The following is a 15431-nucleotide window of genomic DNA, read 5'->3' on the forward strand; positions in this document are numbered from 1 at the left end:
TTAGTGGAGTTATATTATTCATTCTCAGCATTAATCGTATTAGCATCAATATTCGCCTATCTTAACTATAGGTTCCTTAAACTTCCAAGTACCATCGGAATAATGGTTATTGCCATTGTGGTTTCTATTTTCCTGGTGTTGTTCGGAGAATCGGTTCTTCCAAGAACCTTCGGACATCTTCACAACCTGATGAACAGTATTGATTTTACAGAGGTTCTGATGGGAGCAATGCTTAATTTTCTTCTGTTTGCAGGAGGAATTCATATTAACATCAATGATCTTAAGGAGCAGTTTAGGCCGGTATTGATATTTTCTACGGCGGGTGTTGTCATTTCCACTTTTGTTGTAGGTTTTGGAATGTTTTACTTACTGCCTTATGTAGGAATTAAACTTCCTTTTATTTTCTGTCTGGTATTTGGAGCATTAATTTCTCCTACGGATCCTGTAGCAGTTCTGAGTGTTCTGAAACAGGCTAAGGTTTCCAAATCACTCGAAACAAAAGTAGCCGGTGAATCTCTTTTCAATGACGGTATGGCGGTTGTAGTCTTTACAGTGGTTTTACAGCTGGCAGTCGGAAAAGAAGTAGATTTAAGTGTTGAAAATATCGGATTGCTTTTGCTTCATGAAGCGGGAGGAGGTATTTTACTTGGGGTTTTACTGGGATGGGTTACTTCCAGGCTGATGCGTGAAGTAGATGATTATATTATTTCCGTACTGGTAACGCTTTCTGTGGTAATGGGTGGTTATCTTATTGCAAGACAAATGCATATTTCCGGTCCGTTGACGATGGTTGCGGCAGGATTATTTATGGGGAATTTTAACAGGAGTTTCAAAATGAAATCTGTTACGCAGGATTATTTAATTAAATTCTGGGAACTGATTGATGAGATCCTGAATGCTGTATTATTCCTGTTTATCGGGTTCGAACTTTTGATGATTAAAGATCTGAAACACTTTATGATTCCAGGAGTATTAGCCATTGTTGTGGTTTTGTTTGCCCGGTTTATTTCCATCTGGGGACCTACGAAATTCACCTCTTTGAGGCGAAGCTTTAGTCCGCAGACCGTAAAAGTGCTGGTTTGGGGAGGAATCCGTGGTGGGGTGTCTATCGCACTGGCGATGTCTATTCCTAAAAGCGAATACAGTGAGATCATTCTAAGTATCACATATTGCGTGGTAGTATTCTCTATTATTGTTCAGGGGCTTACTATTGCCAAAGTTGCCAATCCTAATAAGATCGCAAAGGAAGAAGAAGAACAGGAGGCGGTGGTGCAGGAAGACAAAGCTTAATATGTCACACTAACAGCAGTTCAATATGAGTAGTATTGTCAAAGAAATACAGGAGGCATTAGCCGTTTTATCAATTCCTGAGAAAGCTGAATTTTTTCCAAGATTCTTCAAAACCGGAAAGGGAGAATATGGAGAAGGAGATTTGTTTTTAGGAGTGACGGTTCCGGATCAAAGGTCTGTAGCTAAAGAATACTATTCAAAAATCAACTTAAAGGAATTAAGCGAGCTGTTGGCCTCGGAATATCACGAACACAGGCTCACGGCTCTCTTTATGCTGATTTCAAAGTTTGAAAAAACAAAAGATCAGGCAATGAAAGATGAAATAGTGGTTTTCTATCTTCATCATCTTCCCTATGTTAACAATTGGGATCTGGTGGACTCAAGCTGCTATAAAATTCTGGGCAGATATGCCTTCGAAAATCAGAAAGAATACCTTCTGAGAGACCTTTCAGAATCTGAAGAAATGTGGCATAAGAGAATTGCTGTAGTGGGAACTATGCATTACGTAAAAAAAGGATCATTTGATCTTACCAAAGAATTGGTGACCAGAAACCTGAAACATACCCATGATCTGATGCATAAAGCAAACGGATGGCTGTTAAGAGAAATGGGGAATAAAAATGAAAGAGAATTAATCAGTTATCTGAATCTGTATTATAAAGAAATGCCGAGAACTTGCCTTCGGTATGCTATTGAAAAGCTGGACGAGGATCTTCGCCAGAATTATTTGAAAGGACAAATCTGAAAAAAACGGAAACAATAATAGCATCATTGTATGTCTTAAAAAACTACCTGAAAACAGCTATTTATGTCCAAAAAATCAAAGACTGTAAGGATTTAAGGCCGAAATTGAGTAGTTTTGTTGTCTTAAACCCAAACATGAAAAATATTCTTAAGCTATATATTCTGTTTTTGCCTTTACTATTGCTGACAAGTTGTTTTGATATTTTAGACAAGATTAATCTAAAAGCTGACGGAACAGGGGAGTATACTATTATTCTTAATGCGAGCAAAAGCAAGACACGACTCGCTTCAATTTCTAAAATGGAAACGATTAATGGAAAAAAAGTTCCCAAGAAGTCAGAAATTGAAAATAAAATCAATGAAGCCGCTAAAATTTTCAAAGGAACACCGGGAATCACTAATGTGAAGACTTCGGTGGACTTTGATAATTATATCATCAAGCTGAGCTGTAATTTCAAGAAAATTGAAAACATCAATGCCGGGCTAGAGAAGCTGAAAGCTCAGAATATACTGGGTAAAATGATCCCTACACAGATCTACAGTCAGAATCTTGAGAAAAAGGTATTGACGAGAAACAAAGTGAATACATTCAAAACGGATTACGACAAGATGAGTAAAGCCGACAGAGAAGTCTTTAATGGTGCTAAATATACTTCCGTAATGCAGTTTGAAAGTGCTGTGAAATCTCAGACCAATACCGCTTATCAGCTTTCTCCAAATAAAAAGGCCATAAAAATGGACGCTGATATCTTAGATGTAATTCTTCAGAAAAAACAATTACAAAATACAATTCTTTTCCAATAAATTTCTAACATTCAACCATGAAATCTATAGTTTTAAAAACACAGAAAATTATTTTCTTAGTCTTTGGTTTTACCATGGCTTTAGCCCAAAATAGTATGAAAGTTCCGAATGATGTCGTATTTTATATGGAAGTCAATGGGAAACAACTTAATAACAAAATCAATTGGAATAAACTTAATCCTTTGCTGCATGAGCTAAGCAAAAAGAGCAAGGAAAAACCTTCATGGACGGATTATTCTAAAACCGGAATTAAATATGATGCTGTTCAGTATCACTATGCCAGTTTTAATGATTCTATCAAGACCTATCATACTCATTTTATCATCGATAATAAAGAAAAGTTTCAGGAATTCATTAATTCCGTGAAGAAAAAAGGACAGGAAACGTCCCAAAAAAATAATTACTCTTACGTTGATATAGATGATGATATTTTTGTTGCATGGAATGGAAGCCGTGCAGTTCTTAGCATGATCAGCTACACTAAACCCTATAAAGACCTTTGGAAAGATGAAGCGGCAACGGTTGCGGACAGTGTTGCCATCGCAGTTGATAGTGCTGTTGTTGACACAGTCTATGCTGAAGAATTGGAAAAGCCGTTTGATTATAAAGACGAAATAAAAATTCTCAAAGAAGATATTAAATACCTGAGAGAAAGCATCAAAGATAATAACACGGAGATTGCAAGAATTCAGAAGGATATCAAATACCTGCAAAAACACCATCAGTATCCTAAAGAAAAAGAGAATGTTTTGAGTCCGGAACCAGAAGTAGAGGAAAATTATGGTCCGGAGTATGATGACTCTGAGTCTGATAAAGCTTACCAGAAAGAACAGGATTCTATCCGCAGAGAGAATTTCAAGATTGTAAAAAAATATGCTGAATCTCATTTTGACAGATATTTCAGTTCCAACCTGGAAGTGGAAGCTTCTAAAGAAATGTTGACTTTCAAAGATGTGAATTCTGATGTTTTCGTCTATACGGACTACGGAAAAATCGTTAATGACGGAATCTACGGTAAAGCGATGAAACGCTACGATTTTGGACAGGTTTTCCAGAATATGTACAACTCAAACTCTGCTTATAACTTATACTTTGACAAGGATAAAGTAAAGCTGGTGAATAATTACCAACATAAAAATGCTGAGATGCAAAAAAATATCTCGTCAATTTATAAAGGAAAAAAGAACAGAAAGCTGCTGGACCTTATCAATGAAAAGAGTATCGGGTACTATGCCGTTAATGTAAACGGAGGGAAAGTTTTTGATGCCATATACAGTCTTATTCAGGATTCGGGAGATGCGAAATATAAAAATGAAGTAGAGCTGATCATGGAAACGATGAAAATTGTTTTGGATGAAGAAGCCATTACTAAAATAGCCCCAGGAAACGGAATTTTTGTTTTGAATGAGCTGAAATCGAAAAAAGTAGACTATACTGATTATGAATATGATGAGGACTATAACGAAAAGGAGGTTAAGAAAACCAAAGATGTAGCAGTTCCTAATTTCACGTTTGCATTTGCTACAGAGAATGAAGGCTACTGGAACCGTATTTTCAATGTATTGACAACGAATAAAAAGCTGGCTAAAAACTTCTCGAAAGTAGGAAACTTTTACGCTTTTAAAGACGATAAAAAAGAAGGATATCTTGATCAGTTGTTCTTTATCGTAAAAGATGGTGTGGTCTATCTTACGAGTTCTCAGGATAATATCACTACTAACAGTCAGTCTGAAGTTTCCAGAAAATGGGCAAAAGATTCATCCAGATATCCTTTGTCGGGAAGGTTGGATCTTCAGAAACTTCTAATCGGTTTAGATAAAGAGTTTAAAAGTCCTTCAGAAAGAAAAACAGTGGATCTGTTTAGAAAAAATGTAGGAGAACTGTATTATAAAACCGAAGTGAAAGGTGAGAGTATACAAACAGAAATGGACTATAATATTAAAAATTCTTCTGAAAACAGTCTGATGTATTTCTTTGATCTGTTTAATGAGATTTTTAAAATAAAAGATTCAGAGAAAAAAACACCGGTATTGTAGATGAATAAAAAGAAAGTTATTGCCCCGTTAATTCTGTTGCTGGCTGTTACCGTTTATTTTGTACTTTTCTATAAGGACAAGAAGCTCAGGTTCATTCCTGAAAACGCTGATGCAGTGGTTTTAATAGACGTAAAGAATCTGACGAGGCAATATATTTTCAGCCTGATTACGCACCCTTCCCAATGGGGTAGTAAAACAAAAGGGAAAACTTCAGCTTCCCTAAAAGATTCGGGAATTAAAATCCCTGATTTTTTACAGATTTTCCACCTTAAAGGCGGGCGGGCTTCAGAATGGTATAGTATCATAGAACTTAAAGATCCGCAGAAATTTACTGCATTTTTAAAGCAGCAAAAGTTTATCAGTAAAGGAAAGAATATTTTCCAAAAGGATCATATTTTTCTAAGTATAGAAGGCGAAAACTGTATTGTAGGAACCTCCGGTTCAGGTCTTGGACTCATAGACAAACAGGTTTTTCAGGCTTCCTTCAAAAGCATTTTAAATGCAGATCAGTTTATTCAAAATACAGCAGGGAGTATTTCTTTTCTTACAGGGCAGAAAATCCAAAGTTTTTCCATTGAGCTGAAAGATGATGAAATTGAAATAAAAAACAACTCCAATCCGGAAATAGTCAATGCGGTTGTCTCAAAATTACAGCAGGGAAATCATTTTTTAGAAGCAGAATTAAATGCTGACAACATAAAAAACTATACTCATTTTTTTGGTGTAAATAAAGGAGATTCACTACAGATCAACCATGTTAAGGTAACTGCAGATCTGGAGCAGGTAAATGATACCATTATCACGTATGGTTATGATGATAACTTTAACGAGATTGAAACAAAAGCATATCAGAAGATTATACAGCCGAACTATATTATTGATTTTCAAAGCCGGGTTCCTGAAAAAACCTGGGTGTATTTTCAAACTAAAAAATGGATCAATGCCCAGAATCAATTCACAGCTATTCCTTTTCAGCCCAATAATGCCAGTAGAGATACTGCCGGAATTGTTGTAAGGTCTACCAGAAAACCAATACAGCAGTCTCCAAAACTTGAAAAAAACTATGTCTTCATCAGAAACAGTGAAATGCTGTTCTCTTCTTTAAGTACGCTAAGTAAAACTGAAAAAAGAATCATTTCCGATATAGATTATGTCTTTTATGGTAATGAAGCTCAAAATTATTGGGTCAAAGTAAAGGCGAAGAATGGAAAATTACCCTTAATTTTGCGATGGTAAAATCTTTCATCCTAAAAATGACCCTATATTAATGGCTCCATCAGAAGTTCTCTTACTAAAACAGATCACACATTATTTTTTACATCTGGTTTTCCCGGTGTTTATTGCGCTGATTTTTTTTCGTAAAAACTGGAAAAAGGCATATCTTATTATGCTGGCTACGATGCTTGTAGATCTGGATCACCTTTTTGCCAATCCCATATTTGATCCATCAAGAAACAGTATAGGTTTTCATATTTTACATTCCTATTATGCAATTGCAGTATATGTTTTGATGCTGTTTTTTAAAGGGAATGTCAGAATTGCGGCCGTTGGGCTTTTGTTTCATATGCTGACGGATTTTCAGGACTTTACCCTATGGGCTCATTAAAATATCATTAATATTTCCTTTTAACCTTCCGAATTTTATAGATTTTTCGTATTTTGTAATCACTTTATGAGATTCAAAGAACTTTTACATTATACTTATATTTTTCCTGTCCTTACGGTCGGTTACTATTTTTCCGGACTCATGGGAGGTGGTGTTATATATGACATCATTGCGGGGATTTTTCTTATTGGAAGCGTTTTATCGGCAGTACATCATGCCGAGGTTGTCGCTCATAAAGTAGGAGAGCCTTTTGGAAGTATCATTCTGGCTTTATGTATCACCATTATTGAAGTGGCACTCATCATCTCACTGATGGTAGCCGGCGGAGATCAGGCGATCACGCTGGCCAGAGATACCGTTTTTGCAGCAGTAATGCTTATCCTGAATGGAATTTTAGGTATATGTATTCTGGTAGGCGGCGTAAAATACCATGAACAGTTCTTTGCAAGAACTTCTGCCACCACTTACCTGGTGAGTATCGTTTCCATTCTGGTGCTTACCCTTGTGCTTCCTAATTTTACTTCCAGTGTCAATGGTCCTTTTTATAATGAAGCACAGCTTATTTTTATTTCCATTGCCTGTCTCGCTATTTACGGAGTATTCCTGATGGTACAGACAGTACGCCATAGAAGCTATTTCATCGTTCCTGATGAGCATCCTGAAGAACATTATATTCCCACATTAACGAAGACATTCATAAGCTTTGCCTTTTTGGTGATTTGTCTTATCATTGTCGTTTTAATGGCAAAAGGGCTTTCTAATACTATTGAAGAGATGGTACAGAGTCTGGGAGCTCCAAAGTCTTTGGTAGGGGTAATTATTGCTGCTGTAGTGCTTCTTCCTGAAGGAGTTGCCGCCATACGTGCTGCGAGAGCCAATCAGATACAGTCAAGTTTAAATCTGGCGTTAGGTTCGGCGCTGGCAAGTATAGGGTTGACGATTCCGGCGGTATCAGCGGTATGCATCATGTATGACATCCCATTGGTACTGGGATTGGACAAAAAAGATATTATCCTGCTTTCTTTATCCGTATTTATTGTCATGCTTTCGTTGAGCAGAGGAAAAACAAATATCCTGTACGGAACCGTTCTTTTAGTCAATCTGGCAGCCTATATCTTTACGGTAATTGTTCCTTAAGAAAAGGGGAATTCTTTATGGGTAAAGCTCTTCGCTGAAATTTTATTCCAAGCCGGGAACTGTACTAGAGTTTTCTGGCTAATTCCATTTTAAATGCCATTAATTTGGCAATGTTTTCAGATTTGTAGATGGCCATGTCGGCATTTTCACCCACAAAGTTTTCTTCAATAGTGGTTCGCCAGAGTTTCAGCCATTGATCAAAGTGTTTTTGTTCCATAGCCTGCAGCTCATTGATGGGGAAATGTACACCCATGGGATTTCCTTTATACGTCATCTGTCCAAAAAGAATAGATTCCCAAAAAGAATACATTTTCGGAAGATGCTGATCCCAATTTACTCTGGCAATATCATTAAAAAAGAATCCAATAGTTTCATCTTTAACAACTTTGGTGTAAAATGAATTGACAAGGTGCTCAATATCTTCTCTTGACTCCAGCTTTTTCATATTTCAAATGTACTGCAAAATCAATTTAAAAATCAAATCATAAGATTGATAAATTTCATGAAAACAATATTTTATCTTTGTACCGAAGTAAAGACGAACAGAAGATTTGCTGATTCAAAAATTCCTGAAGTTCTTTAACTGAGAAAAAATACAGAAAATGACAAGAGGATTCAGAAAAAAAATCCGTCAGAAAAATACGGAAAACAGTGGCTTCGGAAGTAATGCATCAGGAAGATTTATCAATAAAGATGGGCTCCCGAATGTTCAGAGAACGGGGGTGAACGTTTTCAATAGGTTAAGTTGGTATCATACGATGCTGAACCTGTCATCCTTCCGCTTTATTTCCTATCTGGTTGTAGCCTATATCCTGATTAATCTGGTATTTGCAATGATCTATTATATCATTGGAGTAGAACACCTCACAGGAATAGATAAGAGTGATCCTCTTAACGAATTTATTGACGTGTTCTTCTTCAGTTCGCAGACATTTACAACAGTAGGGTATGGGAGAATTGCCCCTGTGGGTTTTATGGCCAGTTTAGTGGCTACTTTCGAGGCTTTTTTAGGATTGCTTACCTTTGCTATTGCTACCGGACTTTTTTACGGGAGATTCTCAAGACCCAGGGCTTATTTAAGATTTTCTGATATTGCTGTCATTGCCCCTTTTCAGGATGCCGCAGCATTGATGTTCAGACTTGCGCCATATAAAAACAATGCCCTTACGGATGCTGATGTTATAGTGTCCGCTGCAATTGAAGTGATTGAGAATGGTGTTCCCAAAAGCAATTTTTATAGATTAGAGACCCATTTAAGCAAAATCAATACCCTGGCATTAAACTGGACGGTAGTTCATAAAATAGATGAAAATTCACCGTTTTATGGATTTTCAGAAGAAGATTTTAATGCTACAGATATCGAGCTTATTGTTCAGGTTCGTGCGTTTGATGAAGTTTTCTCCAATACAGTCGTTCAGAGGTCTTCCTATGTGACGGGAGAAATTATTTACGGAGCCAGATTTGTTCCCATGTATTATCCGAATAAAGATAATCAGACAACAATTTTAGATCTGGATAAAATTAATGAATATCAAAAGGAAGAACTTACCGCTTCGGTAAGAAATAAAGAATAAATGGACTTAGATTTTTATAAAAAACAGGCTTTACAAAAGCAGAAAGAACATAAAAAGTTTTTGGATGGATTAAAGAAGAAACCTCCCAAAAATCTGGATTATGTGGTTCAGGAAACCCATGAAGAAGTTTTTGAAGAGATAGACTGTTTGCAATGTGCCAATTGCTGTAAAACAACCGGACCTTTATATACTGAAAAGGATATTGAACGTATAGCAAAACACCTGCGAATGAAGCAGGCGGATTTTGAAGCGAAATTTCTGAGGGTGGATGAAGATAACGACAAAGTACTGCAGAATCTTCCATGTTTTTTTCTGAATAATGACAATACCTGCTCTATCTATGAAGTAAGGCCGAAAGCCTGCAGAGAATACCCTCATACCGATCGTAAAAAGATTTACCAGATCAATCATCTGATGCTGAAAAATGCAGTGATCTGCCCGGCTGCTTTTGAATTTGTAGAAAAAATGATGAAAAACATTACGAAATAGGATATTTTACTAAAACCTCTTAAATAATTATAAAGTACGTTAAATAAGATCTTTATGGATAATTTTATAAATGATGTGTCGTTTAGTTTAAACAATCATTTAAATATTACATTATGAAAAAGTTATTTTTAACGGCAGCGTTTACATTAGTCGGAGTAATCGCAGTATCGGCTCAAACACAAACACAGAAGCCAGCCGAAACTACTACTAGTAACCAAACGACAACTCAAACACAACAACAGAGTCCACAGACTACCACAGACTGGAGCACCTCATCAACAACCAGCGGACAAAAACAAACAACTACAGCGGATGCTTCTACGGCAACTCCTGCAGCGGATGCTACAGTAAGTACGGGAAGCACTGCGGAAGCGACTAAGCCTGCAGAAGCAACTAAAGAAGAGAAGAAAAGTAAAAAGAAAAAGTAAAAGTAAAACATTTTAGTAAACACCAGAAAGAATCCTGAAATCTAGTATTTCAGGATTTTTTTTGATCAATTTCTATGATTCTGAATGCTACTATCCTTCGGATTAAATCAAGAGGTAAATCCTTTGTAATGGGAAACTGTACCGCTCCTTTCGAAAACTTGTAATTTCCTTCTTTAAAATCCTTCTCAAAGGTTTTTATTCCTTCAGCACCAGGGTAAAAGCCAATATGATTCTTATATGCTGCAAAATAGACCAATGGCTTTCCTTTATATTTGAAAGCCGGCATTTGGTAGCCTATATACTCTTCCAGGTCAGGAGACTGAGCAAGGATGTTTTTTCTCAGTTCCTCTAATTTCTCCTGAGTTTCTTCCGGAAACAACAGGAAATATTCGTTGGTATTTTTGAAGGTGTTTGTCATAAAATAAAAATAAAAAAAGTGCTGCATATAGCAGCACTTTCTCCTTTCACTTTTTACTTTTTTCCCATTATCCCGGGAACAGGCTGTATCAAAAAAGGTCGGGATTTTTTCCCAACCTTATATTTTATGTTATACAACTCCCTGAGCCAACATTGCTTCTGCTACTTTTACGAAGCCGGCAATATTTGCACCTTTTACGTAGTTTACATAACCGTCTTCGTCTTTTCCGTAGTCTCTACAAGCTTTGTGGATACCGATCATGATCTCCTTTAATCTTGCGTCTACTTCTTCAGAAGTCCAGTTTAAACGGATAGAGTTCTGAGTCATCTCTAGTCCTGAGGTAGCAACACCTCCAGCGTTGGAAGCCTTACCAGGAGAGAATAATACTTTATTATCAAGGAAATAGTTGATGGCATCCAGTGTAGAAGGCATGTTAGCTGCTTCAGTTACACACAGACATCCGCTTTCAACCAATTTCTTAGCGTCTTCTAAATCTAATTCATTCTGAGTTGCAGAAGGGAAGGCAACATCACACTTGATGTCCCAAGGACGTTTCCCAGCGTGGAATTCAGCAGAAGGATATTTTTTAGCATAATCTTCAGCTCTGTTGTTTCCTGAAGATCTTAATTCTAATAAATAATCAATTTTCTCTCCGCTAATACCGTCTTTATCATAGATGTATCCGTCCGGTCCTGAGATAGTTACCACTTTAGCACCTAGTTCAGTTGCTTTTTTGATAACTCCCCAAGCTACGTTTCCGAAACCTGATACCGTTACTGTTTTACCTTTGAAATCTTGTCCGATCGTCTTAAGCATCTGCTCAGCGAAGTATACTACACCATATCCGGTAGCTTCAGGACGGATCAATGAACCTCCGTAAGCAAGACCTTTTCCGGTAAGAACTCCTGTAAATTCGTTTCTAACTTTCTTATATTGTCCGAATAGGTATCCGATTTCTCTTGCTCCTACACCGATATCTCCAGCAGGTACATCCGTTTCAGGACCAATGTGCTTACATAACTCTGTCATGAAAGCCTGGCAGAAACGCATTACTTCCATATCAGATTTACCTTGTGGATCAAAATCTGAACCTCCTTTACCACCACCCATTGGAAGGGTTGTCAATGAGTTTTTGAATACCTGCTCGAAAGCTAAGAATTTAAGAACAGATAAGTTAACTGTAGGATGGAAACGAATTCCCCCTTTGTATGGTCCAATAGCAGAGTTCATCTGAATTCTGAAACCTCTGTTAACCTGGATCTCTCCTTTGTCATCAACCCATGGAACTCTGAAAATAATGATTCTTTCAGCTTCAGCCATTCTTTCAAGCAGCTTCATTCCGGTATATTCTTTTTTGGTAGCAATGAACGGAATTACTGTTACGGCAACTTCTTTTACAGCCTGTAAAAATTCCGGTTCGTTAGGATTTTTTGCTTCAATTTTTGCAATAAACTCTTGGATTTTCTGGTCAATATTATATTGTTCCATATATTAAGGTTGAATATTATTGTCAACAAATTTAATTTTTTTTTCAAGATTCACAACACTCTATTTTAACATTGTTGAAAATTAAATAATAATGTTTCAGAATATTATTAAATTAATAATTTGCTATTAAATTTTATTAAAAATGAAATGTTATGTATGAAATAATGCAATATTAAGAAATCGTTAATTCTTAAATTGCGATAAATTGCCTCCCGGAAAATGATTTTACTTTCCCTAAAAGCTCCAATTCTAAAATGATTGGTAAAATTTTGTGTGAGGAAATTTCAATTTCCAGCGAAAGATCGTCTAAAGATATCTGTGGATTCTCTTTTATGTATTGATATATTGTCTGTTGAATATCAGTTAATTGTATGACAGATTCACTGTATGGGAAAAGCTCTTCGATTTTCTCCGGAGGATCATTCAATCCCAGCAGATTGATAAGGTCTTTCAGGGTTGAAATAGCAGTTGCTTTATGATGGAAAATCAATTGATTACAACCTTGGCTGTAAGCGTCAGTAATTTTTCCCGGAAGCGCAAAAACATCCCTGTTGTAGTCATTGGCAAAAGTTGCCGTACTCACAGATCCTCCTCCGAATCCCGTTTCTACAACAATGGTGGAAGGGGAAATTCCTGCCACAATTCTGTTCCTTTGAATGAAATTTTCCCGGTCCGGTTTTCTGGTTGAGCTGAATTCGGTAAGCAATACTCCTCCCTCCTGAAGAATTTTTTCTGACAGTTTTCTGTTGTTGGCCGGATATAAAAACTGAAAACCATGAGCAAGTACCGCTACGGTGGGTTTTCGGTAGTGAATAGATTGTTCATGCACCTCTTTATCTACTCCCAATGCAAGACCACTTACGGATAAAAATGGAGCAGAACGGGTAGCTTCAAAGAAATCATGAATAAATTGCCGGCCATAAGTGGTCATATTCCGGGTTCCTACTATGCTTACCTTACGAAGTGAATCATCAAGCTTCCCCTTTTGATAGACTATGGCAGGAGCATCCTGACATTCATGAAGGTGTTGGGGAATTTCTTTAAGATGTCTGAGCTTGATCTGGATATTATTTTTTTCGCAAAATTTTAATTCTTTTTCTGCAAAATCCAGATGTTCTTTATTTCCTATGTCAGAAACGGTTTTTGATCCCATTCCTTCCAGTTTTTTATATTCTTTTTTGCTCCTTTTCCATGCTTCTTCTGCACTTCCAAAAGCCCGGACAAGTTTATAAAAATTAATGTCACCAATCTGGCTGCATTCGCGGAGAGCGACGGCATATAAATATTCTTCGGAAATCATGTGTGTTTTTTTTCAAATGTAGTAAAAATAAGCTTTTACTTCTTTCTTAATTCCTCCAAATGATTCCAGATATCATCTCTCTTTTTATAAGGTAATTCCAGAAAATCTTCAGGATGGTTTTCTTTATATTCCTGCCACAATTTGTCATCCTTTTCACTATAATAATTAGGAAATTCCCAGATATATTTTTTCTTTTTTTCGCCTACATTTTTAAAAGCAAAAGCAATAATACTTCCTACGACTGCACCGGAAAGGTGAGCCTGCCAGGAGATTTTACTCGGCTCCTGCATCGTATAGAACAGCTCCTCAGGAAGCATTCCCCAAATTAAACTTCCATAATACAATACGACAAGCAATGATATGGTAAGCAGCTTTGTATTCCATTTAAATACTCCGCTGAAGAAAAGGAAAAAAGCAAGAACGTATACCACCCCACTGGCTCCTATGGTACAGGTGTACATATAATCACCGGTAAGAATGTCGATAGGGGGAAGCAGCCAGACCAAAAGCCCTGTTGCCAGCCAGCCGATAATAAAGACCTTATTGGCTACTAAAGGATAAAACTGGTACAGCAGAAACATCAGGGCAGCAATAGGAATGGAGTTTCCTATGATATGATCTATATTTCCATGTAAAAGGGGAGATGTAATCACCCCCAACAATCCTTCGGGTACTAAAGGGATAATAGCCCCAAAGCAACTTCCAAAAAAGCCGCGCATCTGTAAAAAGTATCCGAACCACATTGCTGAAAGCATCAGCAAGGGGTATATAATCGCTCTTTTGGAAAGTACATTTTTAAACATGTAGATTTTATGTCAAATCAAAAGCCAACGATAAATTTCGGAAAATTTGTCGATGAATCATATTCTACTTACCTGATTTTAAGACAAAAGGTATCAATTTTATTTTATGAAACGAGTATTTTGGCATTGAATTTATTTATACACTACATTATTGAGGCTAAAATCTGATGAAAAATGAATTTTTTGAAGATCAATTAACCTTTAAAAAAAATTATATTTAATATTTTTGCATTGAAAATTTTTAGAAAATGAAGCGGTTTTTATTAATTCTTTCCTTTTTCATAGGGATTTATGTAAGTGCACAAGAAGAATTGAAAAAAGATTCTGTAGTGGTAGACACAGTAAAATACTGGTCAGTGTTAGGAAAAAATACAGTAATGCTTAATCAGGCTGCCTTTTCCAACTGGGTAGGTGGTGGAGCGAATAATGTAGGTTGGCTTGCGGGCATCAATTACAATATGACCTATGAAAAAGAAAATGACCTTTGGGAGAATATCGTTATCATGGGATATGGACAAAATGATACCAAAGGTTTAGGAATAAGAAAAACTCAGGACGTTTTAAATGTCTCTACCAACTACGGGAGAAAATTTTCCAAGAGTTGGTATTTCTCTTTGGGAGCAGGCATACAGTCACAGTTTGCTCCGGGATATGAAGATGGCAATAATCCTGAGGCAAAGAAAATTTCAAATTTCATGGCCCCGGGATATGTAAACGTCGGTATGGGTATTACCTACAGGCCCAACGATGATTTGACGGTAACTTTACGTCCTACCAACGCCAGATGGACGTTTGTACTAGATAAAAGTCTTCAGCTGGCAGGAAATTACGGTCTGAAAAATGATGGTGATTCTTCACTATTGCAGTTCGGTTTTTTGGGAACGGCAATATATAAAGTGAAAATTATGGAAGATATTCATTTAACGAATACGGCTTCTGTCTTTTCCAATTATCTTGACCGTCCTGATAGGTTGGTGCTTGCGTACGGAGCTCTTTTAAACCTGAAAGTTAATAAGTATATTTCCTCCAATATAAGTTTAGATTTGCTGTATGATCATAACCAAATAGAGAAAACCCAGCTAAAACAAACCCTGGGAATTGGCTTTGCCTATACGCTGGATAATGGGGTGAAGCGCTCTGACCGTAAAGACAGCCAGTGGTGGATTAAGAAATAGGTAATAAAAATATAGAGCAGTAAAAAGTACTCCAAACCGGAGTGCTTTTTTTGTGGATGATGGTGAGGTCAACTTAAGTAGTTTTAAGTTTAGACTCTGTTTTTTCTGAGAGTTAAGTTTTTAAATATCTTATTTTTAA

General features: G+C 36.7%; 16 protein-coding genes. 11 read left to right on the top strand and 5 right to left on the bottom strand.

Annotated elements, in window-relative coordinates:
- The first annotated feature begins 3 nt into the window (after positions 1-3).
- From B8967_RS12945 to B8967_RS12975, 7 genes are all read left to right on the top strand, one after another.
- Positions 4-1290 carry a cation:proton antiporter gene (locus B8967_RS12945; RefSeq protein WP_084086385.1) on the top strand — a complete coding sequence of 429 codons (1287 nt, stop codon included), beginning with the start codon at positions 4-6 and terminating at the stop codon, positions 1288-1290.
- A gap of 25 nt (positions 1291-1315) precedes the next feature.
- The gene (locus B8967_RS12950) at positions 1316-2035 is read left to right on the top strand and encodes a DNA alkylation repair protein (RefSeq protein ID WP_084086386.1); all 720 of its coding nucleotides are present in this window, start codon (positions 1316-1318) and stop codon (positions 2033-2035) included.
- A 134-nt stretch (positions 2036-2169) separates the two neighbouring features.
- Positions 2170-2838, top strand: coding sequence for a hypothetical protein (locus B8967_RS12955; protein ID WP_084086387.1), 669 nt, complete (start codon positions 2170-2172; stop codon positions 2836-2838).
- A 17-nt stretch (positions 2839-2855) separates the two neighbouring features.
- Complete coding sequence (locus tag B8967_RS12960; protein ID WP_084086388.1) at positions 2856-4874, top strand: hypothetical protein; 2019 nt, start codon at positions 2856-2858, stop codon at positions 4872-4874.
- Positions 4875-6110: a hypothetical protein gene (locus B8967_RS12965; protein WP_084086389.1), complete on the top strand. Its 1236-nt coding sequence runs from the start codon at positions 4875-4877 to the stop codon at positions 6108-6110. It abuts the gene before it with no gap.
- Between the two features lie 31 nt (positions 6111-6141).
- The gene (locus B8967_RS12970) at positions 6142-6480 is read left to right on the top strand and encodes a DUF6122 family protein (RefSeq protein ID WP_084086390.1); all 339 of its coding nucleotides are present in this window, start codon (positions 6142-6144) and stop codon (positions 6478-6480) included.
- A 66-nt stretch (positions 6481-6546) separates the two neighbouring features.
- Positions 6547-7617, top strand: a complete 1071-nt coding sequence (locus B8967_RS12975; protein WP_047484586.1) for a calcium:cation antiporter — start codon at positions 6547-6549, stop codon at positions 7615-7617.
- Positions 7618-7681: 64 nt separating this feature from the next.
- Here the strand turns inward: B8967_RS12975 and B8967_RS12980 are convergent, their stop codons facing one another.
- The gene (locus B8967_RS12980) at positions 7682-8062 is read right to left on the bottom strand and encodes a group III truncated hemoglobin (protein ID WP_084086391.1); all 381 of its coding nucleotides are present in this window, start codon (positions 8060-8062) and stop codon (positions 7682-7684) included.
- A gap of 157 nt (positions 8063-8219) precedes the next feature.
- On the opposite strand from B8967_RS12980, the gene B8967_RS12985 reads away from it, so the two are divergent.
- From B8967_RS12985 to B8967_RS22510, 3 genes are all read left to right on the top strand, one after another.
- The gene (locus B8967_RS12985) at positions 8220-9191 is read left to right on the top strand and encodes an ion channel (RefSeq protein ID WP_047484590.1); all 972 of its coding nucleotides are present in this window, start codon (positions 8220-8222) and stop codon (positions 9189-9191) included.
- Complete coding sequence (locus tag B8967_RS12990) at positions 9192-9680, top strand: YkgJ family cysteine cluster protein (RefSeq protein WP_084086392.1); 489 nt, start codon at positions 9192-9194, stop codon at positions 9678-9680. It begins immediately after the preceding gene.
- Between the two features lie 113 nt (positions 9681-9793).
- Positions 9794-10108: a hypothetical protein gene (locus tag B8967_RS22510; RefSeq protein ID WP_047484594.1), complete on the top strand. Its 315-nt coding sequence runs from the start codon at positions 9794-9796 to the stop codon at positions 10106-10108.
- Between the two features lie 49 nt (positions 10109-10157).
- On the opposite strand, the gene B8967_RS13000 is transcribed toward B8967_RS22510, so the two are convergent.
- The 4 genes from B8967_RS13000 to B8967_RS13015 all read right to left on the bottom strand — a co-directional run bounded on the left by B8967_RS13000 (position 10158) and on the right by B8967_RS13015 (position 14117).
- Positions 10158-10526, bottom strand: coding sequence for an iron chaperone (locus tag B8967_RS13000; RefSeq protein WP_047484596.1), 369 nt, complete (start codon positions 10524-10526; stop codon positions 10158-10160).
- 129 nt (positions 10527-10655) lie between these two features.
- Positions 10656-12014: an NADP-specific glutamate dehydrogenase gene (gdhA, locus tag B8967_RS13005; protein ID WP_047484598.1), complete on the bottom strand. Its 1359-nt coding sequence runs from the start codon at positions 12012-12014 to the stop codon at positions 10656-10658.
- Between the two features lie 190 nt (positions 12015-12204).
- The gene (dprA, locus tag B8967_RS13010; RefSeq protein WP_084086393.1) at positions 12205-13314 is read right to left on the bottom strand and encodes a DNA-processing protein DprA; all 1110 of its coding nucleotides are present in this window, start codon (positions 13312-13314) and stop codon (positions 12205-12207) included.
- A gap of 35 nt (positions 13315-13349) precedes the next feature.
- Positions 13350-14117, bottom strand: coding sequence for a rhomboid family intramembrane serine protease (locus tag B8967_RS13015; protein ID WP_047484602.1), 768 nt, complete (start codon positions 14115-14117; stop codon positions 13350-13352).
- A 248-nt stretch (positions 14118-14365) separates the two neighbouring features.
- Here B8967_RS13015 and B8967_RS13020 point away from each other — a divergent pair, with 248 nt between their 5' ends.
- Positions 14366-15292: a DUF3078 domain-containing protein gene (locus tag B8967_RS13020; RefSeq protein WP_084086394.1), complete on the top strand. Its 927-nt coding sequence runs from the start codon at positions 14366-14368 to the stop codon at positions 15290-15292.
- Positions 15293-15431 lie beyond the last annotated feature (139 nt).

It is taken from the genome of Chryseobacterium sp. YR221, from assembly GCF_900176315.1.
In the GTDB taxonomy this organism is placed as follows: domain Bacteria; phylum Bacteroidota; class Bacteroidia; order Flavobacteriales; family Weeksellaceae; genus Chryseobacterium; species Chryseobacterium rhizosphaerae.

Excerpts from the sequence above, each read along its gene's own strand:
- B8967_RS12960 (WP_084086388.1), top strand. The coding sequence starts at position 2,856 with ATGAAATCTATAGTTTTAAAAACACAGAAAATTATTTTCTTAGTCTTT.
- B8967_RS12970 (WP_084086390.1), top strand. The coding sequence starts at position 6,142 with ATGGCTCCATCAGAAGTTCTCTTACTAAAACAGATCACACATTATTTT.
- gdhA (WP_047484598.1), bottom strand. The coding sequence starts at position 12,014 with ATGGAACAATATAATATTGACCAGAAAATCCAAGAGTTTATTGCAAAA.
- dprA (WP_084086393.1), bottom strand. The coding sequence starts at position 13,314 with ATGATTTCCGAAGAATATTTATATGCCGTCGCTCTCCGCGAATGCAGC.
- B8967_RS12975 (WP_047484586.1), top strand. The coding sequence starts at position 6,547 with ATGAGATTCAAAGAACTTTTACATTATACTTATATTTTTCCTGTCCTT.
- B8967_RS13000 (WP_047484596.1), bottom strand. The coding sequence starts at position 10,526 with ATGACAAACACCTTCAAAAATACCAACGAATATTTCCTGTTGTTTCCG.
- B8967_RS12985 (WP_047484590.1), top strand. The coding sequence starts at position 8,220 with ATGACAAGAGGATTCAGAAAAAAAATCCGTCAGAAAAATACGGAAAAC.
- B8967_RS12950 (WP_084086386.1), top strand. The coding sequence starts at position 1,316 with ATGAGTAGTATTGTCAAAGAAATACAGGAGGCATTAGCCGTTTTATCA.
- B8967_RS12965 (WP_084086389.1), top strand. The coding sequence starts at position 4,875 with ATGAATAAAAAGAAAGTTATTGCCCCGTTAATTCTGTTGCTGGCTGTT.
- B8967_RS12980 (WP_084086391.1), bottom strand. The coding sequence starts at position 8,062 with ATGAAAAAGCTGGAGTCAAGAGAAGATATTGAGCACCTTGTCAATTCA.
- B8967_RS13015 (WP_047484602.1), bottom strand. The coding sequence starts at position 14,117 with ATGTTTAAAAATGTACTTTCCAAAAGAGCGATTATATACCCCTTGCTG.
- B8967_RS12955 (WP_084086387.1), top strand. The coding sequence starts at position 2,170 with ATGAAAAATATTCTTAAGCTATATATTCTGTTTTTGCCTTTACTATTG.
- B8967_RS12990 (WP_084086392.1), top strand. The coding sequence starts at position 9,192 with ATGGACTTAGATTTTTATAAAAAACAGGCTTTACAAAAGCAGAAAGAA.
- B8967_RS13020 (WP_084086394.1), top strand. The coding sequence starts at position 14,366 with ATGAAGCGGTTTTTATTAATTCTTTCCTTTTTCATAGGGATTTATGTA.
- B8967_RS22510 (WP_047484594.1), top strand. The coding sequence starts at position 9,794 with ATGAAAAAGTTATTTTTAACGGCAGCGTTTACATTAGTCGGAGTAATC.